Origin of the sequence: Alistipes sp. HGB5, from assembly GCF_000183485.2 — a bacterium.
In the GTDB taxonomy this organism is placed as follows: Bacteria; Bacteroidota; Bacteroidia; order Bacteroidales; family Rikenellaceae; genus Alistipes; species Alistipes finegoldii.
Genome location: NZ_AENZ01000069.1, coordinates 12,090 through 36,286, shown reverse-complemented (window position 1 = coordinate 36,286; position 24,197 = coordinate 12,090). Strand labels below are relative to the sequence as shown.

The 24,197-nt window shown below is 60.2% G+C and carries 19 protein-coding genes and 1 tRNA gene; 16 read left to right on the top strand and 4 right to left on the bottom strand.

Translation table 11 applies throughout. The features are described 5' to 3' along the window. Positions 1-52: 52 nt before the first annotated feature. A complete protein-coding gene (locus HMPREF9720_RS11845; RefSeq protein WP_009598602.1) occupies positions 53-979 on the top strand; it encodes a hypothetical protein in 927 nt (308 codons plus the stop codon). 370 nt (positions 980-1,349) lie between these two features. Here HMPREF9720_RS11845 and HMPREF9720_RS11840 read toward each other — a convergent pair. Next, positions 1,350-1,420 (bottom strand) — tRNA-Gln (locus HMPREF9720_RS11840). A 138-nt stretch (positions 1,421-1,558) separates the two neighbouring features. Here HMPREF9720_RS11840 and HMPREF9720_RS11835 point away from each other — a divergent pair. Then, positions 1,559-2,803, top strand: a complete 1,245-nt coding sequence (locus HMPREF9720_RS11835; protein WP_009598597.1) for a nucleoside permease — start codon at positions 1,559-1,561, stop codon at positions 2,801-2,803. Positions 2,804-2,857: 54 nt separating this feature from the next. On the opposite strand, the gene HMPREF9720_RS11830 is transcribed toward HMPREF9720_RS11835, so the two are convergent. After that, the gene (locus HMPREF9720_RS11830; protein ID WP_009598604.1) at positions 2,858-3,301 is read right to left on the bottom strand and encodes a GNAT family N-acetyltransferase; all 444 of its coding nucleotides are present in this window, start codon (positions 3,299-3,301) and stop codon (positions 2,858-2,860) included. 50 nt (positions 3,302-3,351) lie between these two features. Between HMPREF9720_RS11830 and HMPREF9720_RS11825 the strand changes: the two genes are divergently transcribed. Further along, positions 3,352-4,221 carry a nitroreductase family protein gene (locus HMPREF9720_RS11825; protein ID WP_175282414.1) on the top strand — a complete coding sequence of 290 codons (870 nt, stop codon included), beginning with the start codon at positions 3,352-3,354 and terminating at the stop codon, positions 4,219-4,221. Between the two features lie 104 nt (positions 4,222-4,325). On the opposite strand, the gene HMPREF9720_RS11820 is transcribed toward HMPREF9720_RS11825, so the two are convergent. Continuing rightward, the gene (locus tag HMPREF9720_RS11820) at positions 4,326-7,190 is read right to left on the bottom strand and encodes a putative LPS assembly protein LptD (protein WP_009598599.1); all 2,865 of its coding nucleotides are present in this window, start codon (positions 7,188-7,190) and stop codon (positions 4,326-4,328) included. A 140-nt stretch (positions 7,191-7,330) separates the two neighbouring features. Between HMPREF9720_RS11820 and HMPREF9720_RS11815 the strand changes: the two genes are divergently transcribed. The 13 genes from HMPREF9720_RS11815 to HMPREF9720_RS11755 all read left to right on the top strand — a co-directional run bounded on the left by HMPREF9720_RS11815 (position 7,331) and on the right by HMPREF9720_RS11755 (position 22,766). Further along, a complete protein-coding gene (locus HMPREF9720_RS11815) occupies positions 7,331-8,620 on the top strand; it encodes an N-acetylmuramoyl-L-alanine amidase (RefSeq protein ID WP_009598586.1) in 1,290 nt (429 codons plus the stop codon). Between the two features lie 13 nt (positions 8,621-8,633). Further along, positions 8,634-9,635, top strand: a complete 1,002-nt coding sequence (locus HMPREF9720_RS11810) for an MlaD family protein (protein WP_009598592.1) — start codon at positions 8,634-8,636, stop codon at positions 9,633-9,635. Positions 9,636-9,656: 21 nt separating this feature from the next. Further along, the gene (locus HMPREF9720_RS11805; RefSeq protein ID WP_009598617.1) at positions 9,657-12,146 is read left to right on the top strand and encodes an endonuclease MutS2; all 2,490 of its coding nucleotides are present in this window, start codon (positions 9,657-9,659) and stop codon (positions 12,144-12,146) included. Positions 12,147-12,228: 82 nt separating this feature from the next. Beyond that, complete coding sequence (alr, locus tag HMPREF9720_RS11800; protein ID WP_009598625.1) at positions 12,229-14,607, top strand: alanine racemase; 2,379 nt, start codon at positions 12,229-12,231, stop codon at positions 14,605-14,607. Between the two features lie 4 nt (positions 14,608-14,611). Continuing rightward, the gene (locus HMPREF9720_RS11795) at positions 14,612-15,121 is read left to right on the top strand and encodes a hypothetical protein (protein ID WP_009598641.1); all 510 of its coding nucleotides are present in this window, start codon (positions 14,612-14,614) and stop codon (positions 15,119-15,121) included. Next, complete coding sequence (locus tag HMPREF9720_RS11790; RefSeq protein ID WP_009598638.1) at positions 15,100-15,810, top strand: SAM-dependent methyltransferase; 711 nt, start codon at positions 15,100-15,102, stop codon at positions 15,808-15,810. Before HMPREF9720_RS11795 ends, HMPREF9720_RS11790 begins: the two co-directional genes overlap by 22 nt. Positions 15,811-15,876: 66 nt before the next feature. Beyond that, the gene (locus tag HMPREF9720_RS11785) at positions 15,877-16,476 is read left to right on the top strand and encodes a nucleotide exchange factor GrpE (RefSeq protein WP_009598651.1); all 600 of its coding nucleotides are present in this window, start codon (positions 15,877-15,879) and stop codon (positions 16,474-16,476) included. A 4-nt stretch (positions 16,477-16,480) separates the two neighbouring features. Beyond that, positions 16,481-17,647, top strand: coding sequence for a molecular chaperone DnaJ (dnaJ, locus tag HMPREF9720_RS11780; protein ID WP_009598639.1), 1,167 nt, complete (start codon positions 16,481-16,483; stop codon positions 17,645-17,647). A gap of 207 nt (positions 17,648-17,854) precedes the next feature. Beyond that, a complete protein-coding gene (locus tag HMPREF9720_RS11775) occupies positions 17,855-18,304 on the top strand; it encodes a hypothetical protein (RefSeq protein WP_039940613.1) in 450 nt (149 codons plus the stop codon). Next, complete coding sequence (mutL, locus tag HMPREF9720_RS11770; protein ID WP_009598634.1) at positions 18,305-20,344, top strand: DNA mismatch repair endonuclease MutL; 2,040 nt, start codon at positions 18,305-18,307, stop codon at positions 20,342-20,344. It begins immediately after the preceding gene. A 195-nt stretch (positions 20,345-20,539) separates the two neighbouring features. Further along, entirely contained in the window at positions 20,540-21,148 is a 609-nt protein-coding gene (locus tag HMPREF9720_RS11765) for a rhomboid family intramembrane serine protease (RefSeq protein ID WP_009598629.1), read from the top strand. A 4-nt stretch (positions 21,149-21,152) separates the two neighbouring features. Continuing rightward, positions 21,153-22,304 (top strand): endonuclease/exonuclease/phosphatase family protein, encoded by a 1,152-nt coding sequence (locus HMPREF9720_RS11760; RefSeq protein WP_009598601.1) that lies wholly within the window; start codon positions 21,153-21,155, stop codon positions 22,302-22,304. A 12-nt stretch (positions 22,305-22,316) separates the two neighbouring features. Beyond that, positions 22,317-22,766, top strand: coding sequence for a YhcH/YjgK/YiaL family protein (locus tag HMPREF9720_RS11755; protein WP_009598600.1), 450 nt, complete (start codon positions 22,317-22,319; stop codon positions 22,764-22,766). Positions 22,767-22,878: 112 nt separating this feature from the next. Here the strand turns inward: HMPREF9720_RS11755 and HMPREF9720_RS11750 are convergent, their stop codons facing one another. Next, positions 22,879-24,192, bottom strand: coding sequence for a UDP-glucose dehydrogenase family protein (locus HMPREF9720_RS11750; RefSeq protein WP_009598637.1), 1,314 nt, complete (start codon positions 24,190-24,192; stop codon positions 22,879-22,881). Positions 24,193-24,197: the final 5 nt, after the last annotated feature.

Here is a 24,197-nt window from a genome sequence, read left to right as displayed (position 1 = left end):
GCCGCTATTCAAAACGGTAGGTACCCCGGAATATACCAATCCGGCGGCCGTATTGACCGATAAACTGAACATCGGCCGCGAAGCGGCTTACCGCCGTCTGCGCGGCGAAGTTCCCTTCACTTTCGGGGAAGCGGCCGTGCTTTCGGCTCAGATGAATTTTTCGCTCGACCGCGCCGTCGGGGCCGTCGATTTCGGAAACGTGCTTTTCCGTCTCAGCTTCAACGATTACCATACGGCGCTCGAAGACTATACGGGCGTTATCGATCAGGACACCCTTTTTTACCGGGAGGTTTCGCCGGATACGGATGCGGAGCAGGCTATTGCCGGAAACTCGTTCCCGCGGATGCTTTACATGCGCTACGAAGGGCTTACCAATTTCAAACTCTTCAAGTGGCTTTACCAGCAGGGGCTCGTCGATTGTTCGACGACTAAATTCGAGGATATGAAAGTGCCCGATGCGCTTTTGCAGAGTTACCGCGACCTGCTGAAGGAAGCGCAGTTGATGCCTTCGACGACGCTGGTGTTCGACGGTAGCTGCACCAAGCGCTGGGTCAATGCCATCTGCGCGTTCCGCAACATGCACCTGATAACCGACCAGAGCGTCGAGATGCTGAAGGGCGAATTGCTGCAGTTGCTCGACGAGCTGGAGGAGATAGCCGTTGCCGGACAGTTCCGCAGCGGGAAGCCGGTGTCTATTTACATATCGGACATGGATATCGAGGCGACTTACTGCTATGTCGCGGCGCGCCACTACCGTGCGAGCTGTATCGAGGCGTTCTCGATCAATTCGCTGCGAAGCGCCGATCCGGGCATGTTCGAGCATGTTAAGCGGTGGATTACGTCGCTGAGTCGTTTTGCAACGTTGATTTCATGCAGCGGAGAATTGCAGCGGATTCATTTCTTCAAGCGTCAGCGTGCGATCGTGGCAGAATTGGAAAGGGAGGGCTTAGAACCCTCCCCCGAAGTCTTCCAGGAATAAACGGAACCTTGCGTCTAGCTCCATATGTCTATCCTGTGCTTCAAATCCTGACGGATTTTCCACTTGCGTCACTTTTGCGGGTGTAACCCGCCCCTTGCACAATCCCACTTGAATTCTTCATATCTCCTGTGCAATACAAACGTACTGCATTTCGGCGGGTCAAACAAGACGGAAAACAGAAATCGAAGGGAGTTTGTGCGCCTTATTTCGAAACAGCGGCGGGGTGCGGCCGCGCATTGTGAAAATCGGCGGTCCGGTTTTTGCCGCAGTGTCGATTAGCGGTATCGGGCCTGCGGATTGTTTCGGAAATCGAAACAGCGGAATCCGGCGGATAAAATGAAAAAAGCGAGGATAATTCCTCGCTTTTCAGTTGAGCTACCTGGATTCGAACCAAGAATAACAGGACCAGAATCTGTTGTGTTACCATTACACCATAGCTCAATGACGTTTTGGTGATGCAAAAGTAGAACTTTATTTTTCAATTGCAAAGAAAATTCCGAAAAAAATTTCGTACATTTGTTTTAATCGTTTCCGAACTAAAATGAACCAGAAATTAAAATAACGTAAAATCAGAGAATTATGGGAATTAAGTTTCGCCTTATCGTTATGAACTTCCTCCAGTACGCCATCTGGGGCTCGTGGCTTATTTCGCTGGGCGCCTATCTGGGCGGCGGACTCGACTTCACGGGACTGCAGATCGGCAGTTTCTTCGCGACGATGGGCATTGCCTCGCTGTTCATGCCTGCCGTAATGGGAATCATAGCCGACCGCTGGATTCCGGCGCAGAAGCTGCTGGGCATCTGCCACCTGATCAGCGGCGCCTTCCTCGTGGCGGCGGCTTCACAGACGGCCTATGCGCCTTTGTACAGCTGCATGCTGCTGAGCGTGATGTTCTACATGCCGACGATCGCGCTGTCCAACTCGGTGGCCTACAACGCCCTCGATCTGGCGAAACTCGACACCGTGAAACACTTCCCGCCGATCCGCGTGTGGGGGACCGTGGGATTCATCGCCGCGATGTGGTTCGTCGATCTGACGCATATCGGCGGCATCCAGATCAAGCTCACCGCTTGGCAGCTCTATGTTTCGGCGTTCCTGTCGTTCGTGCTGGCCGTCTACTCCTTCTCGCTGCCCGGATGTTCCGTGGACCGCAACGTCAAGTCGCAGTCGTGGATCGACACGCTGGGACTGCGCGCCTTCGCGCTTTTCAAGGAGAAGCGTATGGCCGTCTTCTTCATCTTCTCGATGCTGCTCGGCGCCGCTCTGCAAATCACCAACGCTTTCGGCGATACCTATATTCAGAACTTCGGGTCGATGCCGCAGTATGCCGATTCGGCCATCGTGAAACACTCGGTGATCCTGCTGTCGCTCTCGCAGATGTCCGAGACGTTCTGCATCCTGCTCATCCCGTTCTTCCTCCGGCGTTTCGGCATCAAGAAGGTGATGCTGATTTCGATGCTGGCGTGGGTGCTCCGCTTCGGGTTCTTCGGCATCGGCAATCCCGGTTCGGGCGCGGCGTTCCTGATCCTCTCGATGGTCGTGTACGGCGTGGCGTTCGATTTCTTCAACATTTCGGGTTCGCTGTTCGTCGAGAAGGAGACCAGCCGCGAAATCCGTTCTTCGGCGCAGGGCGTCTTCATGATCATGACCAACGGCTTCGGGGCCTTCTTCGGCTCGTACGCCGCAGGCGCCGTCGTCGATGCGTGGGGCTGGCCCGATTCGTGGTACATTTTCGCAGGCTATGCCCTCGTAGTGGCCGTGGTCTTCGCATTCGTGTTCAAATACAAGCACAACCCCGCGGAGATGGCGTCGGTGAACCATTAGTCCTAAAAACGATTCCGGCGGCAGGGATTTCCTTTGCCGCCGGAATTGTTTTTGTTACCGTCTTAGCATCCTGACATGCGGGATGCCGGCTTCGAGGTAAGTTCCGGAAACGGCTTCGAAGCCCAGCGATGCGTAAAATCCGGCGAGGTACTCCTGCGCCGAGATGCGGACGGGCTGCGGACCCCACGTTAGGGCGATATGCCGCAGGGCTTCGAGCATCAGGCGGCGGCACAATCCGCGGCGGCGGTAACCGGCGTCTACCAGCACCCGCCCGACGGATGCCTCGGCGCAGACGATCCCTGCGGGGATGATCCGCAGGAATGCGACGACGCGGCCGTCCTCCTCCATCCAGAGAAAGACGCTCTGCGGATCGACCTCGTCGGCGTCGGGTTCGGTGATGTGCTGTTCGAGGAAAAAGACGGCTTCGCGGGCCTGCACGATGCGGTGGTACTCGGCGGCGGAGATTTCGCTGAAATGTTTGATGACGATGGGGTGCATGCTGTTTGTCGGATAGATGCCAAAGATATTGAAAAATTTTGAAAGATATGATGGAGAATACGATTCGAGTAAATGATGCGATCTGCATCCGCTGCGGCCGCTGCGTGAAGGTGTGCCCGTCGCAGATTTTCGTTCAGGAGAAGGCCGGGGCTGCGGTGACGCTGCATAAACCCGAAAACTGCATCGTCTGCGGCCATTGCGCGGCGGCATGTCCCACGGGGGCGGTTGAACATGCCGATTTCCCGGCGGAGAAGGTGCATCCGATCGACTATGCGGCTTTGCCGACGCCCGAACAGGTCGAACTGCTGCTCGCCGTGCGGCGTTCGAACCGCGCTTTTTCCCAGCGTCCCGTGCCGCAGGAGTATCTGGACCGCATCGTTGCCGCCGCCGACCGCGCGCCGACGGCGACCAACGCCCGCCAGCTGGGTTATACGCTGGTGACGGACCCCGCTATGCGGCGCGAAATCGTCGAATATACGCTGGGCGTCTTCGGCCGGATCGTGAAGCGTCTGTCTAACCCGCTCGTGCGGCCTTGGCTGAGCCGGCTGCTGCCGGGCGTTTACCGCTACATTCCGGCGTTCAGACGGATGCGCCGCGAATATGCGGAGCAGGGCGTCGACCGCATTTTGCGGGGTGCGACGGCTGTGCTGTTCATCCATGCGCCCAAGGAGAGCCGCTTCGGCGCCGAGGACGCGAACCTCGCTTATCAGAACGCCTCGCTGACGGCTGAATCGCTCGGTGTGAGTCAGGTCTACATGGGATTCGTGCTGACCGCTGTGCGGCAGGACGGGAAAGGCGGGCTGAACCGGATGCTGGGACTTCGAGACCGCCGTATCTGCGCCGTCATGGCGCTCGGCATGCCGCAGTTCCGCTATCCGAACTACATCGACCGCAAAGAACCTGAAGTCCGGAAAATTTAGCTCCGCAGGGGCAGTCCCGATTGTGCGGACACCCTATTATATATGGAAACGCCCTGCCTCGGCAGGGCGTTTCCATTTTCCGGACGGCGGCGGCTTTTGTACGTTTAGTACATATTGTCGTACATACTCTGACTCTTGTCGTATTTGAGGTCGGAGAGCGACGCCGCCTTGACGCCGATGTTGAAACTCCAGCTGCGGTGGTAGCCGAACGGAATCCATGAAAAGGACATCTGCCAGCAGTGCAGGTCGCGCGAAATGGAGACCGACGAGGTCGTCAGCTTGTTTTGCTTGATGTCGTAACCGCCTTGGAACGTGACGCCCGTCTTCGGCGTCAGATTGATGCTGCCGTTGAAGCCGATCGTCTGCGTGATGTTCTTTTTATAGCCTTTGGGCGGATAATTTCCCCGCGATATGGAGTAGTTGACCGTGTAGTTGAAACCGAAGTTCCACGGCAGTGAGAAGTCGTAATAGGTTTGGGCCATGTACTGCCTTCGCAGTACGGGGTCCATGTTGCCGTAGGGGTCGTAGAACGGGTTCATGTATTCGGGCGGAATGCTCGTGATGTCGTTGATGGCGCGTTCCGTACGGTCCTGACGCGATTTGAAGGTGTAGCCGAACGACCAGCCCGTCGATTCGATACGTCCTGGCAGGAAGAGCTTGTCGTACAGTTTTCCGTCGGGGGTCAGCTTGTAGAGGTTGAGCGTCGCCGAGAGGTTGATGCCGAAGTTGCCGAACAGCGTGGTGCGGAACGAGATGGGGATGGTCGAGAGCCCCATCGAGTCGGCCAGAAAGTTATACGAACCGCTGAGCCGCAGCTCGTCGATCAGTTTGATCTTCTTGACGCCTGAGGTGTCGCGCTTGCTCAGCACCTTCATTTCGAGGTTCTGCGACAGCGAGAAGTTCATCGACATCGAACGTCCCGAACTGGGGACGCCGTAGGCATTGACCGAATAGGGCGAATAGGGGCGGAACGTACCGGTCGAATCGGACTGGTAGTTGCTCTGATAGCCGTATTTGGGATCGCCGAAGTCCGGGGCGTACGAGAATCCGATCGACGGCGTGATCGTATGGCGGATCGCCTGAATCTTGCGGTCGCGGCGTTTTTTGGTGAAGTCGTACATGCCGTACACGGTCGTCGATGTCGAGACGCTGAAATTGTAGTTGTACAGACGGTAGAAGCCGTACTGTGCCGGCAGCGTGTCGACGCTGTTGGTGACGGGATTCCATTCCAGCTCGACCTTTTTGAAATACCACTTCTCGTTGTAGTTGGCCGACGGCGAGATGTTGATGTAGTTGAAGAGGTTGAACGACGCCGAAACCGGGATGTTGTGTTCGATGCCGTTCTTCATGTTGTCGAGCGTCTCCTTCGAGAATATTTTGTCCTCGGTGGTGCTCACCGAGTTGGTCATTTTACCCGTGTACTGCATCGAAATCTTCTCGTACCAGCGGTCCTTGCCGGTTTTCTCCTTGCGTTTGAAGGGGTAGAAGCGCGAGACGTTGAAGACCAGCGTGGGCAGGGTTACCGAAATGGTCTTGTTCTGCGAGTTCTGCGAAATGGACATGTTCGCCGAGAGCGAGAACGGTGTGCCGGCCCAGTTCTTCGAATAGGCGATCGACGAGTTGGTCTGCGTGGCGAGAATGTCGTTGAGGTTGGTCGCCGAATACTTGCTGTAACCGCTGGTGGCGAAGTTCACCGACGCCGAGAAGGTCGAACCGGGGTTGGCCTTGGGGTCCTGCGAATGGGTCCACTGGATGCGGAAGTTGCTCTGCTTGATATAGTCGGGTTCGCCTTTCTCTCCCGTCTTGATGTTCGAGTACTGCATGTTGAAACTGCCGCTGTACTTGTAGCGCTTGATGTAGCGCGATGCGGCCGACGCCTCCCACGAACCTAGCGTGTAGATGCCTCCGCGGACGGCCAGATCGGCGTAATCGCCCAGCGTGAAGTAGTAGCCCAGATCGCGCAGGAAGAATCCCTTGGTGTACTCTTCGCCGTAGGTGGGCATCAGCAGACCCGACTTGGGACCCGAACTGATCGGGAAGAAACCTTCGGGAATGCCCAGAAAATAGATCGGCACGTCCTCCATGACCAGATAGGCCGGACCCGTGACGACCTTCTTGCCCGGAATGACCTTGGCCTTGGTCATCGCCAGATAGAAGTGCGGATGGTCCGTTTCGTCGCAGGTCGTATATTTTCCGTTCTCGATGTTGATCGTGTTGTCGGGCATCTTCTTGACGCTGCCGCCCACCAGCCAGCCGTCGCCCTGCTGTGTCGCCACGCCCTTGATCTTGGCCTTCTTCGATTCGAGGTTGTAGGTGATCGTGTCCATCTTGTAGGGGGCTTCGCCGCCGTCGGAGAATTCGGGTTTGGTGACGATGGCCTTGCCTTCGAGCGAGTCGGGTTTGCCGTATGCGTGGATCAGCTTGGAGTTCATGTCGATCTGCATGTAGTCGGCCTTGAGGTTGCTGTTCTGATAGGTGACGTCGCCTTCGTTGTAGATGTAGACCATCTTGTTGCGGACGTCGTAAACCAGCGAGTCCTTGTTCTTGCCCGAAATCGGATCGTCGAGGAAGGCGCCGGGCTTGCGCGGCCGCTTGACCGAGTCGCGGGCCACGGTGTCGGCCTGCCTGCCGGCCAGCGAGTCGGCCCGGCGGGCGATGAGCGAATCGACCTGTGAACTGAACATCGAGTCGCGCTCCTCCTGCGACATGGCTTCGAATTCGGCGTGGCGGCGGGCTTTCTCGCGGGCGGCCCGTGCCTGCGCGCGACGTTCGCTGCGTGTGCGGACGGCTTCGGGAACTTCGGCCGCGGCTTCCGGAAGGGTATATGCCGGAATGGAATCGTGGGTGCGGGTGCTGTCCGGGGCGGCTGCGGCGAACACGCTCCGGGGTGCGGACGCGCCGAACACCAGCTGGGCGAAGAGCAGGATCAGCGCCGCCGAAAACAGATATTTTACCCTAAGTTTATCCAAAATTCCAATAATTTTTCGTACCTTTGCCGACATGTCGGCAAAAACGCCTGAATCAGGTCTCCGGCGACCTCCCGCGGGGTTTTCAGGCGCGACAAAGATAGGTAAAAAATTACAGAAAGCTTACACTTGATCTCTTAAATATGCGCACACGACTGTTCCTGTTATTCGCATTTGCGGCCGTAACCGTTCTTACGAACGCGGCATCGGCCGGGAATATTGCGCACGGAGTCGAAGTTGTGGTGATCGACCCCGGTCACGGCGGCAACGATCCCGGTGCGCACTACGGCGGAACCAGCGAAAAGGACCTGACGCTGAAGGTGGCTCTCAAGCTCGGCAAAATGATCGAGGAGGGCATGCCCGGCGTGAAGGTGGTCTATACGCGCAAGACGGACAAGGCGCTGGGACTCGACAAGGCGAAAGACCTGCAGGCGCGCGCCGACATCGCCAACAAGGCCGGCGGCGACCTCTTCATTTCGATCCATGTCAATGCGGCCAAGTCCACGGCCGCGCGCGGCGTCGAGACGCTGATCATGGGCGAAAGCCCCAAGGAGCAGCGTTACAACGAAAACGCGCTGTTCGAGAACAACCGCGAGGACCTGATCGACATGTCCGACGAACGTACGGCGGCCATCGTGCGGGCCTATATCCAGAACCTGCAGTTCACCTACGGCGAATACAGCATGGCCATCGCGCGCTGCATTCAGAACAACTACCTGAAGGCGGGCCGCCATTCGCGGGGCATCAAACCCCAGCTGCTGCGCGTGCTCTATGCGACCGACATGCCGGGCGTGCTGACCGAGATCGGATTCCTCTCCAACTCGCAGGAGGCGGCCTACATGAAGTCGGAGAAGGGCCAGACAGAGATCGCCCGTTCGATTTACGAGGGCGTGAAGAACTATTCGGCCTATGTGCTCGAAACGCGCAATGCCGAAGAGGAGGCCGCTGCGGCGCCTAAGCCGGAGCAGAAACCGGAGCAAGTGGTCGTCGGCAAGGAGCCTGTGCGCGGGGCCGGCGGAAAGGCGGGGGCGAAGGACTCCGCCGCCAAATCCGAATCCGTGACTGCGCCGGCAGAGCGGGAGACGTCCGAAACGCAGACGCCGAAAACGGAGACTCCCAAGGCCGGCGCCCCGAAGCGTGAGACGCCGAAAGCCGAAACCCCGAAGCAGCCGGCTCCGAAACAGGACGCGCAGCCGCTGCGCTATACCGTGCAGGTGCTGGCCAGCCCCCAGACCGTGCCGGCTTCGTCCGAGCGGTTCAAGAGCTACCGCGGCAAGGTAAAGCAATATACGGCCGACGGCAAATACCGTTATAAATATTGCGTCGGCGAATACGAGACCCGCGCTGCGGCGCAGAAGCAACTGGCGGCGGTGCGCAAGGTCTTCCCCGACGCCTTTGTGGTGAGCTGCCGGGGAACTCGGATCGTGAAATAAAAACATACGAGATATGAAAAGGGAAGTTAAGATCGGAATTTTCGCCGTGGCGATGATCGGCGTCGCATGGGCGGGCATCCGCTTTCTGAAAGGATTCGATATTTTCAGCCGCAATGTCGAATATTATGCGGCTTACGACCAGATCAACGGCGTGCAGAACGCTTCGCCGATCATGATGAAGGGCGTCAAGATCGGTTCGGTGACGGGCCTGTCGTTCGACCCCGCCCGCAGCGATAAAGTCGTGCTGCGGTTCACCATCAAACGCGAGTACCGCATTCCGACCGATTCGGAAGCCAAGATTTTCAGCAACGGGCTGATGGGCGCCAAGGCGATCGAAATCACCTACGGCACGGCCGACACCTACCTGCATAAAGGTGATACGCTGCGGTCGAGCCGCGACCGCGACCTGATGGATGTGGCCGGTTCGGAGCTGGATTTCTTCAAGCAGAAGGTCTCGCAGCTCACCGGCGATCTGTCGCGTGCGCTCGACAACCTCAACAGGCTGATGGAGGACAACGCCGGCAATATCGCCGGGACGCTCGGCAACCTCAACTCCGTGACGGGCGACATGGCGCAGATCCTTTCCGCCGAGAAAAACAACCTGAAAAGCGCGCTGGAGAACCTTTCGAAGTTCTCCGACATGCTCGGCGACAACGCCCAGCGCGTGGACAGCATCATCGGCAATGTGGACCGGGTCGTCGCGCAGTTCTCCGAAGAGGAGTTCGCCGTCAAGCTTTCGCAGACCGTCGGGCATCTCGACGATCTGGTGGCCCGCATCGCGCAGGGCGAGGGCACGATGGGCAAGCTGATGAACGATCCCGAACTTTACGATTCGCTCAACCGGGCCAGCGAGAATCTCTCCGCACTGCTGGCCGACGTCAAACAGTATCCGGGCCGTTACGTCCATCTTTCGCTCTTCGGGCGCAACCCTGAGAAGATGAAGGAGCGGGCTGACCGGAAGGCCGCGAAGGCCGCCGAGAAAGCCGAGCGCGATTCGCTCAGGCGGCTGCGGTAGCCCTTTACCCGACATAGCACCATGATTTATCCTGCAAACTTCGAGCAGAAGATCGGCTTCGACCGGCTTCGTGAACAGGTTGCGGCGCGCTGTACCATGCGTGCCGCCCGTGCGCGGCTGGCCGGCGAGACCTTTTCGACTTCGGCGCGCGAGATCGCCCGGCGGCTGACGCTTGCCGACGAGATGCGTCTGCTGCTCGATATGGAACACGAATTTCCCGGCGGGGAGTATCCCGACGTCGATCATATTGTCGCCAAGCTGCGCGTCGAAGGCTCGTTCCTCGACGTCGAGGAAGTGGTGACGCTGCATCGTGCGCTGACGGTCGTCGGCGGCATCGTCGCGTTCATTCTCAACCGCGAAGAACAATATCCGGCGCTTCACGCCCGCAGCCGCGGCGTCGCGGCCTTTCCCGAAATCGTGCAGCGGATCGACGCCATCGTCGATCGCTTCGGCAACGTGAAGGACAACGCTTCGCCCGGTCTGCTGGAGATCCGGTGCGCCGTCCGCGAACGCGAGGGACAGGCCGCCAAGCGTCTGCAGGCCGTGCTGTCGGCCGCCAAGAACGCCGGCATCGTCGATGCTGACGCCCAGATTTCGATCCGCGAAGGCAAAGCCGTGATTCCGGTCGCCGCGGCCAACAAGCGCAAACTGCAGGGCTTCATCCACGACGAGTCGGCTACCGGACGCACGTTCTACGTCGAGCCGGTCGAGGTGGTGGAGATCAACAACGAACTGCGCGAACTGGAATACGCCGAGCGGCGCGAGATTGTCCGCATCCTCTCGGAGTTCACCGATTCGGTGCGTCCCGATGCGGAGCTGATCGCCGATTCGGGCGATTACCTCGCCGAGATCGACATGCTGCGCGCCAAAGGGCGCTGGGCCTCGGAGAACGGCTGCGTGAAGCCGATCGTCTCGACCGACGACCGGCTGGTGCTGAAAAACGCCCGCCATCCCTTGCTGCAGCAGACGCTCCGGGCGCAGGGCCGCGAGGTCGTGCCGCTCGACATGCAGCTGGACCGCCGCAAGCATATCCTCGTCATTTCGGGGCCTAACGCGGGCGGCAAGTCGGTCTGCCTGAAAACCACGGGCATCGTGCAGTATATGTTCCAGTGCGGTTTCCTCGTGCCGGCGTCGGAGGTCTCCGAGCTGCCCGTGTTTCGGTCGATCTTCATCGACATCGGCGACGAGCAGTCGATCGACGACGATCTTTCGACCTATTCGTCGCACCTGCTCAACATGAAGAACATGCTGGCCGGGGCCTCCTCCGCGACGTTGGTGCTGATCGACGAATTCGGGTCGGGTACCGAGCCGGTCATCGGCGGCGCCATCGCCGAAGCCATCCTCGAACGCCTGCTGGCCAAGGGGTGCTACGGCGTTATCACGACCCATTACGCCAATATCAAGTATTATGCGTCGAACGCCGAAGGCATCGCCAACGGCGCCATGATGTTCGACGTGCAGCATATCCGGCCGCTGTTCCGGCTCGAAACGGGCAAGCCCGGCAGTTCGTTCGCCGTGGAGATCGCCCGCAAGATCGGCCTGCCGGAAGAGATTATCCGCATTGCGGGCGAGAAGGCCGGCAGCGACCATATCAACATCGAAAAGCAGCTGCGCGAAATCGCCCGTGACAAACATTACTGGGAACAGAAACGCGACCGCATCCGCCTGACGGACCGCAAGGTCGAAGAGCTGGAGCAGACTTACGCCGAGCAGTTGGCGAAGATCAAATCCGAGCGGCAGGAGATTCTGAAAAAGGCCAAGCAGGAGGCCCAGCGGTTGATCGCCGACGCCAACAAGCAGATCGAGAATACGATCAGGACCATCCGCGAAGCGCAGGCCGAAAAAGAGCTGACGCGGCTGGCGCGCCGCGAGCTGGACGACTTCCGCGATGCGGTCGAGCAGGCCGATACGGCCGAGAAGGACGCGCAGGTGGCCCGTGAGATCGAGCGCATCGAACGCCGCCGCCAGCGGCGCATCGAGCGCAAAACCCAGCGCGGCGAAGCGCAGGCGGCGGCCGCCCCCGAACCGCCCAAACCCCGCGAGGTCGAAACCGGTTCCAAGGTCCGCATGGCCGGGCAGGATATGGTCGGCGTGGTGCAGTCGGTCAAGGGGAAGAAAGCGCAGGTCGCCTTCGGGCAGATACTTACTACGGTAGACAAGAAACTGCTGACCGTGGTGTCGAACAGCGAGTTCCGCGAAGCGACGCGCCCGCAGACGGCCCGTACGGTGGTCTCGGTCGATATTTCGGCCCGCAAACTCAATTTCAGGGACCATATCGACGTGCGGGGCATGCGCGCCGCCGAAGCGCTGGACGCCGTGCAGGATTTCGTCGATGACGCCCTGATGGTGGGCGTGGGTTCGGTTTCGATCCTTCACGGCAAGGGTACGGGGGCCCTGAAGGAGGAGATCCGCCGCTATCTGCGCACGGTTCCTGAGGTCGAAAGCGCCAAGGACGAGCATGCCGACCGCGGCGGGGCGGGCATTACGATCGTGACTTTTAAGATGGACTGACGATTTTTCGCGGCGTTCCGGCCGAATGCGGGGCAGATGCCTACAGACCGCAGGGCGGACGGAACGGAAAAATGATAAGAGGATGAATTACAGACTTTCACGTATTGCCGCCATTTGCGGCGGAAAGTTTTCGGGCTGCGATTCCGAGGTGCGGTCGGTCGTTACCGACAGCCGGTCGCTTTCGTGCGAGCTGGGGTGTCGCCCGATGTTCGTCGCCATGCGCGGCGCGAACCACGATTCGCATGATTTCATCGCCGACATGCAGAGCCGGGGCGTGCGTGCGTTCCTCGTCGAGCGGGGTGTCGAAGCCTCCTCGTGCACCGGGGAGTGCGGTTTCGTGCAGGTGGACAACGCCATCGAAGCCCTTCAGCGGCTGGCGGCCTATCACCGGGCGCAGTTCCGGGGCACGGTGGTCGGCATCACCGGCTCGAACGGCAAGACCGTCATCAAGGAGTGGATCGCCGAGGAGCTGCCCGAAGGCATGAAATATTACCGTTCGCCGAAGAGTTACAATTCGCAGCTGGGCGTGCCGCTTTCGGTGCTGATGCTGGAGGGCGACGAGGAACTGGCGATTTTCGAAGCGGGCATCTCGAAACCCGGCGAGATGGAGCGGCTCGAACGCATTATCCGCCCCGACGCGGTGATCTTCACTTCGATCGGCGACGCCCATCAGGAGAATTTCATCAATCTGGAACAGAAATGCGACGAGAAGATGATTCTCGCCCGCAGCGCTTCCAAAATCATCTACCACAGCTATTACGAGCCGCTGGGCCGTATGGTCGCGGCGCATTTCGCCGATCGCCGTCCCGTCGATGCCGCCTCATATCCCGAAGTGCCCGAATCGGTCATAGGCAACGCCGCTTCGCGCCGCAACGCCCAGATCGTCGAGGCGTTCTGCGATGCGATGCGCTATCCCGCCCCTTCGTTCGCCGGGGCTCCTTCGGTGGCGATGCGTCTCGAAGTGAAGGAGGGCATCAACGACTCGATACTTATCAACGACGCCTATAACCTTGACCTCAATTCGCTGGCGCTGGCGTTGGACTACCTGCACAGCGTGGCGCTGAGCCGCCGCCGTACGCTCGTGTTGTCGGACATTTCGCAGAGCGGTCTCTCGGACGACGAGCTTTACGGCCGCGTGGCGGGCATGGTCGCACGCGCCGGAATCGACTTCCTGATCGGTATCGGTCCCCGCCTGAAACGCTATGCCGCGCTGTTCGCCTGCGACAAGGAGTTCTTTACGGCTACCGACGAATGCGTCGCGCGCATCAACCGCGACGCCGTGGCCGGGCGTGCGATCCTGTTGAAAGGCGCACGCGATTTCCGTTTCGAAAAACTGGTGCACCTGCTCTCCCGCAAAAGTCATACGACGGTGCTGGAGGTCGATCTCGACGCCATGATCCATAATCTCAACTATTTCCGGTCGAAGCTGAGCTTCGGGACCCGGCTCGTGGCGATGGTCAAGGCCGGTTCGTACGGCGCGGGCGATTTCGAAGTCGCGCAGATGCTCCAGCATCAGGGCGTGGACTATCTCGCTGTGGCGTTCGCCGACGAGGGCGTACTGCTGCGCGAGCGGGGGATTTCGATGCCGATCGTGGTGCTCAACGCCGACGCCGACAGCTTCGACGTGATGATCGCCAACCGGCTCGAACCCGAAATCTACAGTTTCCACTCGCTCGGCGCTTTCGCCGATGCCGTGACGCACGCGGGCGAGAGCCGTTATCCGATTCACGTCAAGCTGGATACGGGCATGCACCGGCTGGGGTTCGTGGAGCAGGAGATCGCGCAGTTGTGCGCGACGCTCGCCGCGACGCCGCAGGTCAAGGCGGCTTCGGTCTTCTCGCACCTCAACTGCGCCGACATGCCCGAAGAGGATGCCTATACGCGGGCGCAGATCGCCCTCTACGACCGCATGAGCGCGCAGCTCGCCGCCTCGCTGCCTTATCCGGTCATCCGCCATACGGCCAATTCGGCCGCCATCGAGCGCTTCCCCGAAGCGCAGTTCGACATGTGCCGTCTGGGGCTGGGGCTTTACGGCTTCGGGTTCCGGCACAACGACGCCCTGCGTCCCGTCTCGACGCTCAAAACCCGCATCGTGCAGATCAAACGCCTGCCTGCGGGCGATGCGGTGGGGTATGGCCGCGCCGGAAAGCTCACGCGGCCGACCACCACGGCCACGATACCGATCGGCTATGCCGACGGGCTGGACCGGCATCTGGGCTGCGGCCGCTGGTCGGTGCTCGTGGCCGGACAGCCTGCGCCGATCATCGGCCGGGTCTGCATGGACAGCTGCATGATCGACATTACGGACATTCCCGGCGTGAAGGAGGGCGACGAAGTGTCGGTCTTCTCGCCCGTGCCGGGCAACGACCTCGAAACGATGGCCCGTGTGCTCGATACGATCTCGTATGAAATCATGACCTCGGTTTCGGGACGTGTGAAACGCATCTATCTCAAGGAATAACGGGATGAAGTGCTACGACTGCGGCGGCCTGATCGCGCCCGGAGCGGACAAATGTCCCGCCTGCAACTGTCCGGCGGAGAGGATGCAGGCCGTGAAGTGTCTCGAAACCCGCCTGCTGACGGCCCGCGTCGAAGCGGAGTCGGCCCTCGACCAGCTGGGCCGGGCGAAGGTCGCGATGCTCTGCGCCGCGTTTTTCGCGCTTGTCGGCGGCGTGGTCGTGCTGGTGCATGCCGGGGGCGACGCGACGATGCGGGCCGTCGGGATTTTCATGGCTGCGCTGGCATGCGTCTACGCGGCACTGGCCTTTCTTGTCCGGAAAGCTCCGCTGACGCTTTCGATCGCGGGATTTCTGCTCAGCTGGCTCTGTCTCGGCGGGTTGCCCGGTCTGGTGATCGTCGGGGCCATGGCGCTGAGTCTCTGGTTCGCCGTGCAGTATGTCCGCATTGCGAACCGTGTCGGATTGTTGGAACGAAAAATCGCTGAACTGAAAAAATGTACGGAACACTCTATCTGATCCCGTGTCCGATCTCGGACGAAACGGCGCCGTGGGACGTGCTGCCCGCAGCAAACCGCGCCGTTATGGATTCGCTCGACTATTTTATCGTCGAGAATACCCGCACGGCGCGGCGGTTTCTGTCGAAAGCGGGCGCGGCGCGCCCGATCGACACGCTCTGCTTCCGCGAACTGAACGAACATACCGTCGCCGGGCGTGAGGTCGAAGAGCTGGTGAAACCGCTCGTCGAGGGGCGTTCGGCGGGCGTGATTTCCGAAGCGGGCGTGCCGGGCGTCGCCGATCCGGGGGCGCTGGTGGTCGAAGCCTGCCACCGCCGCGGAATCCGTGTCGTGCCGCTCGTCGGACCTTCGTCGATCGTCATGGCGGTCATGGCGTCGGGGCTCAACGGACAGTCGTTCGCCTTCAACGGCTACCTGCCCGTCAAACCGCCCGAACGGGTGCAGGCGATCCGCCGTTTCGAACGCCGCGCGCACGCCGAAGGCCAGTCCCAGCTCTTCATCGAGGCCCCGTACCGCAACGTCAAGCTGATGGAGCAGCTGTTGCAGACCCTTGCGCCCGAAACGCGGCTGACGGTGGCCATGGACATCACGGCTCCCGGCGAATTCATCCGCACGCTCCGCGTCCGCGAATGGCGTGCCGCCGAACTGCCCGCGATGAACAAACGCCCTGCTATTTTCATCATCGGATAGGCCCTTCCGGAGGTTGGTATACAATTTGATCGACTATAAGACGGAAAATCTGAAAAACAACTATATATGAAAAAGGAAAAAGCTTATAATGAAGCCATTAACGGCGACGAAGGGTTCGAGCCGGGCGACGGTTATCCCTCGTGCGACGGCGAACCCTGTGCCAATGTGTCAGACGAGCCGCAGGACGGGACTGACACAATGGCAGACGCGACCGACAGCGGCGCCACGCCCGATTTAGCGGCGGCAGTCGCCGAATGGCAGGATAAATACATCCGTCTGCAGGCCGAGTTCGACAACTACCGCAAGCGTACGCTCAAGGAGAAGATGGATCTGGTGCAGACCGGAGGCCGCGACGTCTTGCTGGCGATGCTTCCCGTGCGCGACGACGTGCAGCGGGCGGTCGATGCCATGCAGAAGAGCGACGATATCGAAGCGCTGCGCGCCGGCGTAAACCTGATATCGCAGAAATTTACCGAAACCCTGCGTCAGAAGGGCGTGACCGAGATCGACGTCAAGGGCCGGGAGTTCGACGCCGACCTATGCGAGGCCGTGGCCAAGTTCGCCGCCGGAGAGGACATGCAGGGCAAGGTCGTAGACGTCGTCCAGACCGGTTACATGTTGGGCGACAAGGTGCTGCGTTTTGCAAAAGTCGTTGTAGGAGAGTAAGAAGATGGCTGAAAAGAGGGATTACTACGAAGTGTTGGGCGTCCAGAAGAACGCTAACGCCGACGAAATAAAGAAGGCCTACCGCAAGGCTGCCATTCAGTATCACCCGGACAAGAATCCGGGCGACAAGCAGGCCGAGGAGAAGTTCAAGGAGGCAGCAGAAGCCTACGACGTGTTGTCGAACCCCGACAAGCGTGCCCGTTACGACCAGTTCGGCCATGCCGGCATGAGCGGCGCGGCGGGCGGCGGAGGCGGTTTCGGCGGATTCAGCGGCGGCGGCTTCTCGATGGAGGATATTTTCTCGCAGTTCGGCGACATTTTCGGCGGACATTTCAGCGGGGGCGGGTTCCGTTCGTCGTCGTCCGGCGGCCGGCGCGTGAACCGCGGCTCCGATATCCGCATCAAGGTCAGGCTGACGCTGGCCGAGATCGCCAACGGCGTCACCAAGAAGCTCAAGATCAACAAGACCGTCGCCTGCGACAAGTGCGGCGGCACGGGAGCCAAGGACGCCGATTCCTATTCGACCTGCTCGACGTGTAACGGCACGGGCCATGTGACGCGCGTCGAAAACACCTTTTTCGGCCGCATGCAGACCCAGAGCGTGTGCCCGACCTGCGGCGGTACGGGCAAGGTCATCACTTCGCCCTGCGACAAGTGCAAGGGCGAAGGCACCGTCCGCGGTTCGGAGGTCGTGGAGATCAAGATTCCGGCCGGCGTGGGCGAGGGCATGATGCTCACCGTCACGGGCAAGGGCAACGCCGCGCGCCACGGCGGCGTCAACGGCGACTTGCAAGTGCTGATCGAAGAGGAGCCGCATCCCGAACTGATGCGCGACGGCAACGACCTGATTCACAACCTCAATATCACCGTGACGCTGGCTCTGCTGGGCGGTACGGTCGAGGTGCCGACGGTAGACGGCCGCGCCAAGATCAAGATCGCTCCGGGAACGCATGCCGGCAAGGTGCTGCGTCTGGGCGGCAAGGGTTTGCCCGACGTGAACGGTTACGGCCGCGGCGACGAGCTGGTCGTGGTGGACATCACCATTCCGTCGAAACTCAATGCCGAGGAGAAGCGGCTGGTCGAGGAGTTGTCCCGGCAGCCCGGTTTCCAGAAAGCCGACTCGGTCAAAAACCAGAATATTTTCGAGCGGATGAAGAGTTTCTTCCGTTAGGAAACGATACGGTTTCGTCTCTACGGCGGAGTGCTGAATACCCCTGCGGGTTCCGGCATTCCGCCGTATTGGCAGATCGGGAGCCGCCCCGGCCGCAACCCGCTTCCCGCGCGCGGCGGACGCATGCGTCCGTGCCGGAAAAAGGAATTCGGGGCAATAAAATTGCGGAAGAATTCGTATCTTTACAAAAAAATAGGAGGACATGCCATGTTAGGTTTCACCCCGTTCAAGAAGCACGCGAACAAGTTCAACTACATACCGCGTTATTACGATCCCGAAAAGGAGGCGCGCGAACAGCGCCGCGCCGAGCTTCGGGGCGAAAGAGCCGAAGACGCCGGCGGTGAATACCGCCCCGGACAATATATCCGCACCCAGCGCGATGCGCGCGCCGCACGCCGTTCCAAGGAGGAGAAGACGGGCCGCGACCGCATTTGGAAGATGGTCGTAGGCGCGGTTCTGGTGCTGCTTTTCATCTATATTCTCTATCCGAGGCTCGCCGACGTTTTCCTGCGGGCGCGGACCTCGGCCCCGGCGCAGACCGAAGCGGCGGGTGCCGAAGAGACGGTGCGGCGCAACGGGCTTGATCAGTCGGGCATTTCCGACGTCGAGTGGCAGGAGCAGCCTATCACGGTGGTACCCAACGATTATCAGGAGTAGATGGCAGATAAGATCAGATTATTACCGGAGGTCGTAGCCAATCAGATCGCGGCGGGCGAGGTCGTCAACCGTCCCGCCTCGGTGGTCAAGGAGATGATGGAGAATGCGATCGACGCAGGCGCACGCACCGTAAAGGTCAATTTCCGCGACGGCGGCAAGGACCTGATTCAGATCGTGGACGACGGCTGCGGCATGTCGCCCATCGACGCGCGCATGGCTTTCGACCGCCACGCCACGAGCAAGATAACCTCCGTGGACGATATTTACGCACTCAATACTTTCGGCTTCCGCGGCGAAGCGCTGGCTTCGATCGCCGCCGTGGCGCAGGTCGAACTGCGGACGCGGCAGGAGGGCGACGAAGTCGGCACGCAGACCGAGATCAACGGCGGCCAGTTCGCCGGACAGACCCCGGTGATGTGTCCCGTGGGGTCGCAGTTTTTCGTGCGCAACCTTTTCTACAACGTGCCTGCCCGCCGCCGTTTTCTGGACAAGAGCACCACGTCGGCGGCGCAGATCAAGTCGGAATTCCAGCGTGTGGCGTTGTGCAATCCGCAGATCGCCTTCGAGCTATACGCCAACGACGCCCCGGTCTATACGCTGGGTGCGGCGTCGCTCGCCGGACGTATCGTCGATGTGGTGGGACGCCATATCAAGCAGAATCTGCTGGAGGTCGAGGCCGACACTTCGATCGCCCGCATCGAAGGCTACATCGGCCGTCCCGCCGCCGCCAAACGGCGCAACGGCGAACAGTACCTCTTCGTAAACGGCCGCTATTTCAAGAGTTCGTACCTCACGAGCGCCATCATGAAGGCGTACGAGAAGCTGATTCCCGAAAGCAGTTCGCCGTCGTATTTCCTCTACCTGACGATCGACCCGTCGCGCATCGACGTCAATGTCCACCCGCAGAAAACCGAGGTGAAATTCGCCGACGAGGAGGCCGTGTGGCAGATCGTGAACGCCGCCGTGCGCGAAACGCTCGCCAAGACGGGCGCCGTGCCGCTGATGGATTTCGACCGCGAAGGCATCGTCGAGATTCCGGTGCTGACCAAAGGGGCGGTCTACAGCGAGCCGCGGGCCATGTCCAACAGCGAATACAATCCTTTCCGCGAAGAGTACATCGACCCGTCGGCGCCCGATCCGAACGTCGATTTCGCCGGATTCGACGTGCCGTTCAGCGACAACGGCCAAACTCTCTCCGACAATGCCGGCGCGGGCTTCGCTCCGCGCGGCGGAGGACGCGGTTCGGGTGTCGCTTTGCCGGGCGGCCTGCGCAGCGCCGGGGGCGGGGGATTTCCTGCGGCCGGCAGCGGCGCCGACGAATTTTCGATTCCCTCTGCGGCGGACGACGCCTTCGAGGATTTCGTGTCGGGCGGGGGCTTCGAAGTGACTTCGGAGAGCGGTTTCGATGCCAGCGAGCTAGAATTCATCCCCTCCGAAGCGACGGTCGAGCAACAGCGTCTCGACGTTGACGGGCGGCCCGAATTTACCGATCCGCTGCCGCTCGGAGGCGGCTATGTCGCCGCCCTGCTGGGCGGACGGTTCGTGGTGGTGGACGTGCGCCGCGCCCGTGAACGGATACTTTACGAAGACTACCTGAAGATGCTCGGCAGCGGTTCGTCGGTGAGTCAGCAGTTGCTGTTTCCCGAACGGCTGGTGCTTCCGGACAGCGAATACGCCCTGCTCGAAGAGAATGCCGTCGAATTCGCATCGCTGGGCTTCGATCTCGATTTTCAGGGCGACTGCGCCGTCGAGGTGAAGGGCACGCCGGCCGACATGCCTGCCGACTCGGTGGACCAGCTGCTTTACGAACTGCTGCAGGCCTTCTCGACGCCCGTGTCGCTGGCCGACGTGCGGCGCGAGAAGATCGCCGCCGTGATGGCGCGCGGAGCTGCGAAGCAGACTGCGCGCCTCATGTCGCGCGACGAAGCCGCCGCACTGCTCGCGCGGCTGGCCGCTTCGGGCAATTTCAGCTTTTCGCCATCGGGCAAAGCCATAACCGCCGAGATAACCGTCGAAGATATCCGGGCCAAGTTGGGATAATCCGGCGGAAAAACGTACATTTGCATAAATTTTCGGCGCCCTGATCCGGCCGGCTCCATGCGGCTTGTTTTCGGGGCGGAAAATTGAAAACAGCTCCCCGCAGGATCGGGCTTGCGAATGCAGGCCGGGCCGCGTTTGCAGCCCTGAGAGACGGGACGGGGAGAAAACCGCAACAAAACTGAAAAAAGATAATTTATGAACAGGAATTATTTCCAGACGCCCCCGGTGGTGTTGAATCTGATAATCATCAACGTCCTGATCTTCATGGCCACGGCGTTGCTGCCGAAGGCGGGCAATGCGATCATGGAGTACTGCGCACTGTCGCTCGGCACGCCGTTTTTCCATGTCTATCAGTTCATCACCTACATGTTCCTGCATGCCAATTTCGAACATATCTTCTTCAACATGTTCGCTCTCTGGATGTTCGGGCGTACGCTTGAGTATGAATTGGGGCAGAAACGCTTTCTGACCTATTACATGGTCTGCGGCATCGGCGCGGCGCTTATCCAATACCTGACGGCGCTGGCTTTCGGCGAATTCCCGCTGGTGCTGGTCGGCGCTTCGGGCGCCGTGATGGGACTGTTGCTGGCGTTCGGAGTCCTGCACCCCAATGCGGTCATCATGCTGCTGATTCCCCCGATTCCGATGAAGGCCAAATGGTTCGTCGTCATCTACGGCGTCATCGAACTGTTTCTGGGCTGGCGCGGTGTGGGCAATGTGGCGCATTTCGCCCATGTGGGAGGCATGTTGTGGGGCTTCCTGCTGCTCCAATGGTGGAAACAGCGGGGCATAATCCGTTTCTGACCCTATGTCCGAGACCTATTACAGCGGTTATGACAGCGACCGCGGCCGTAAGCCGCGGCGCAGTCTGTTGCTGCGGCTGCTCGATCTGCTGATGACGCTCCTGACGGCCGTAACGGCCGTTACGATGGTCGTCACCTTTTTCGTCCCTTACGTCGATCCGGGCCGGGTGTGGTTCTTCCCCGTGCTGGGGCTGGCTGCACCGGCGGTCTATGTCGTCACGGTTGTTCTGGCGCTCTATTGGATCATCCGCTGGCGGCTGGTGCGGGCCGGAATCATGGTCGCGCTGGTGGTCGTCGGGCTTTTCAAGGTGTCGCTTTTCTACAGACCTGAGTTCCGCCGTAATTACGGCGACGAGAGGTACGACCGCCGCGCCTTCAAGGTGATGACCTATAACGTGCGGGGATTCTACGGCGAGAACGGACTCAGCAGCGTGGGAGACGTGCTGCAGTTGATCGGCGACCATAATCCCGATATCATCTGCCTGCAGGAGTTCAACGCGCGGCTGGCCGGGCAGTCCGACGAGTTCGCATTGCTGGACGAGAAGTACGAAAGCGCCGTTTTCGGACGTACGCAGGCGCCCGATTCGCTTTACGGCGCGCCGCTGGTGATCCTGAGCAAATACCGCATCCTGCGCTCCGGCGTCGTGCTGACCCCCGGCACCTCGGTCTGGGCCGATCTGCTGATCGGCGACGATACGATTCGGGTGTTCAACAACCACCTGCGTTCGACGGCGATCAAGGCGGCCGACAACGACTACCTCACCAGCCGCGGATTTCTCTCCGATACGGCGCGCGAGGACAAACTGCGGAGCATGGCGGGCCGTTTCCGCGAGAACAGCGTGCTGCGTGCCGCGCAGGTGGACAGCATCGCGGTGGTGGTGGAGGCGTGGCGTTCGCGGTGCATCGTCTGCGGCGACTTCAACGATACGCCCATGTCGTACGTTTACCGCACCATGGCCAAGGGCCTGAACGACGCTTTCAGCCAGTGCGGTTCGGGCTATTCGCATACGTTTCGCGGATTTTTCAATACCCTGCGGATCGACTACGTGCTCAGCTCGGAGGGTTTCGATGCGCTCTCGTACGAGGTGCCCACGGTCGATTACTCGGACCACCATCCCGTCGTCGTCCGGCTGCGGAAAAATGCAATGAACAACTAATCCGATATAATTATGATTTTCGACTCTTTGAAAAACAGTGCGCTCTATTATTCGTTGAATCCGCGTCTGGAAAAAGCTTTCGGTTTCATCGCCTCGACCGACTGGGAGAAGATGGAACCCGGTATCCACGAACTCGACGGCAAGGATATTTATGTGAATGTCATGGATACCGAATTGAAGAAGCCCGCCGACGCCAAGCTGGAAATCCACAACGCCTATCTCGACATTCAGGTGCTTGTCCGCGGCGAGCGCGAGACCTTCGGCTGGAGCGAACGTGCCGTCCTGAGCAAACCGCTGGGCGGGTTCGATGCCGAGAAGGATATTCAGCTCTTCGACGACGAGCCGCAGACCTGCTACACGATCCGTCCCGGTCAGTTTACGATCCTCATGCCTGAGGACGGCCATGCGCCGATGGTGGGCGAGGGAAGCATACGCAAGATCATCGTCAAGGTCCGCATGTAGGATCGCCGAGACGATAACACGAAGGCCGGAGTGTATGCTCCGGCCTTCGTGTTATATACGGTTACCGCTTCCTGCAGCCTGCCGGATTGCATTCCGGATGCCGCTGCACCTGTTATTTCCCGATGCCGTAATAGCGGAATCCGGCGTTCAGCGCCTCCTCCTTGTCGAGGATATTGCGGCCGTCCACGATGATGTTGTCGCGCATGGCCGAACGCAGGAGCGTCCAGTCGGGCATGCGGAACTGCTTCCACTCGGTGATCAGCGCGACGGCGTCGGCTCCTTCGGCGGCTTCGTACATCGACGCGGCATGATAAACGCGCTCTTCGCCGAGCCTGCGGCGGGATTCGTTGGCTGCGACCGGATCGTATGCGCGGACCGTCGCTCCCGCTTCGAGCAGCCGGTCGATCACGACCAATGCCGGTGCTTCGCGTATGTCGTCCGTTTCGGGTTTGAAGGCGAGTCCCCAGACGGCTACGGTCTTGCCGCGCAGGTCGCCCAGCGCCAGCTGCAATTTGTCGAAAACGATCGACTTCTGGCGTTCGTTGACCCGCTCCACGGCTTCGATCACCTGCATCGTGTAGCCGTGTTCGTGTGCCGTGTGGGCCAGCGCCTTCACGTCCTTCGGAAAGCACGAGCCGCCGTAACCGCAGCCCGGATAGAGGAATTTGCTGCCGATGCGGGCGTCGGAACCGATTCCTTTGCGGACCATCTCGACGTCGGCGCCTACCAGATCGCACAGGTTGGCGATCTCGTTCATGAACGAAATTCGCGTCGCCAGCATGGCGTTGGCGGCGTATTTGGTCATCTCGGCCGAGGGAATGTCCATGAACAGCACGCGGAAATTGTTGATCAGGAACGGCCGGTAGAGCTTGGTCATCAGCTTGCGCGCCCGTTCGCTTTCGACGCCCACGACCACGCGGTCGGGCGACATGAAGTCCTTGACAGCCGCGCCCTCCTTCAGAAATTCGGGGTTCGAAGCGACGTCGAACGGCACCTTGCACTTCCGCCGGGCAAGCTCTTCGCGGATTACGGCCTTGACTTTCTGCGCAGTACCTACCGGAACGGTGCTTTTGGTCACCAGCACCGTATATTTCTTGATATTCCGCCCGAACGTGCGGGCCACTTCCAGCACGTATTTCAGGTCGGCCGAGCCGTCCTCGTCGGGCGGCGTGCCTACGGCCGAGAAGACCACCTCCACGTTGTCAAGACAATCCGTGAGTTCGGTCGTGAAGTGCAGACGGCCCTCTTCGACATTGCGCCGGACGACCTCTTCCAGCCCCGGTTCATAGATCGGGATGACGCCGTTGTTCAGCCCGTCGATCTTCTTTTTGTCTATATCGACGCACGTGATGTCGAGGCCCATTTCGGCGAAACAAGCCCCCGAAACCAGACCGACGTACCCCGTTCCTACGACTGCGATTTTCATATTGT

Coding starts and splice junctions, on each gene's coding strand:
- alr (WP_009598625.1), top strand. CDS start 12,229: ATGAATTACAGACTTTCACGTATTGCCGCCATTTGCGGCGGAAAGTTT.
- HMPREF9720_RS11815 (WP_009598586.1), top strand. CDS start 7,331: ATGCGCACACGACTGTTCCTGTTATTCGCATTTGCGGCCGTAACCGTT.
- HMPREF9720_RS11775 (WP_039940613.1), top strand. CDS start 17,855: ATGTTAGGTTTCACCCCGTTCAAGAAGCACGCGAACAAGTTCAACTAC.
- mutL (WP_009598634.1), top strand. CDS start 18,305: ATGGCAGATAAGATCAGATTATTACCGGAGGTCGTAGCCAATCAGATC.
- HMPREF9720_RS11750 (WP_009598637.1), bottom strand. CDS start 24,192: ATGAAAATCGCAGTCGTAGGAACGGGGTACGTCGGTCTGGTTTCGGGG.
- HMPREF9720_RS11810 (WP_009598592.1), top strand. CDS start 8,634: ATGAAAAGGGAAGTTAAGATCGGAATTTTCGCCGTGGCGATGATCGGC.
- dnaJ (WP_009598639.1), top strand. CDS start 16,481: ATGGCTGAAAAGAGGGATTACTACGAAGTGTTGGGCGTCCAGAAGAAC.
- HMPREF9720_RS11760 (WP_009598601.1), top strand. CDS start 21,153: ATGTCCGAGACCTATTACAGCGGTTATGACAGCGACCGCGGCCGTAAG.
- HMPREF9720_RS11765 (WP_009598629.1), top strand. CDS start 20,540: ATGAACAGGAATTATTTCCAGACGCCCCCGGTGGTGTTGAATCTGATA.
- HMPREF9720_RS11835 (WP_009598597.1), top strand. CDS start 1,559: ATGGGAATTAAGTTTCGCCTTATCGTTATGAACTTCCTCCAGTACGCC.
- HMPREF9720_RS11785 (WP_009598651.1), top strand. CDS start 15,877: ATGAAAAAGGAAAAAGCTTATAATGAAGCCATTAACGGCGACGAAGGG.
- HMPREF9720_RS11805 (WP_009598617.1), top strand. CDS start 9,657: ATGATTTATCCTGCAAACTTCGAGCAGAAGATCGGCTTCGACCGGCTT.
- HMPREF9720_RS11790 (WP_009598638.1), top strand. CDS start 15,100: ATGTACGGAACACTCTATCTGATCCCGTGTCCGATCTCGGACGAAACG.
- HMPREF9720_RS11825 (WP_175282414.1), top strand. CDS start 3,352: ATGGAGAATACGATTCGAGTAAATGATGCGATCTGCATCCGCTGCGGC.
- HMPREF9720_RS11830 (WP_009598604.1), bottom strand. CDS start 3,301: ATGCACCCCATCGTCATCAAACATTTCAGCGAAATCTCCGCCGCCGAG.
- HMPREF9720_RS11755 (WP_009598600.1), top strand. CDS start 22,317: ATGATTTTCGACTCTTTGAAAAACAGTGCGCTCTATTATTCGTTGAAT.
- HMPREF9720_RS11795 (WP_009598641.1), top strand. CDS start 14,612: ATGAAGTGCTACGACTGCGGCGGCCTGATCGCGCCCGGAGCGGACAAA.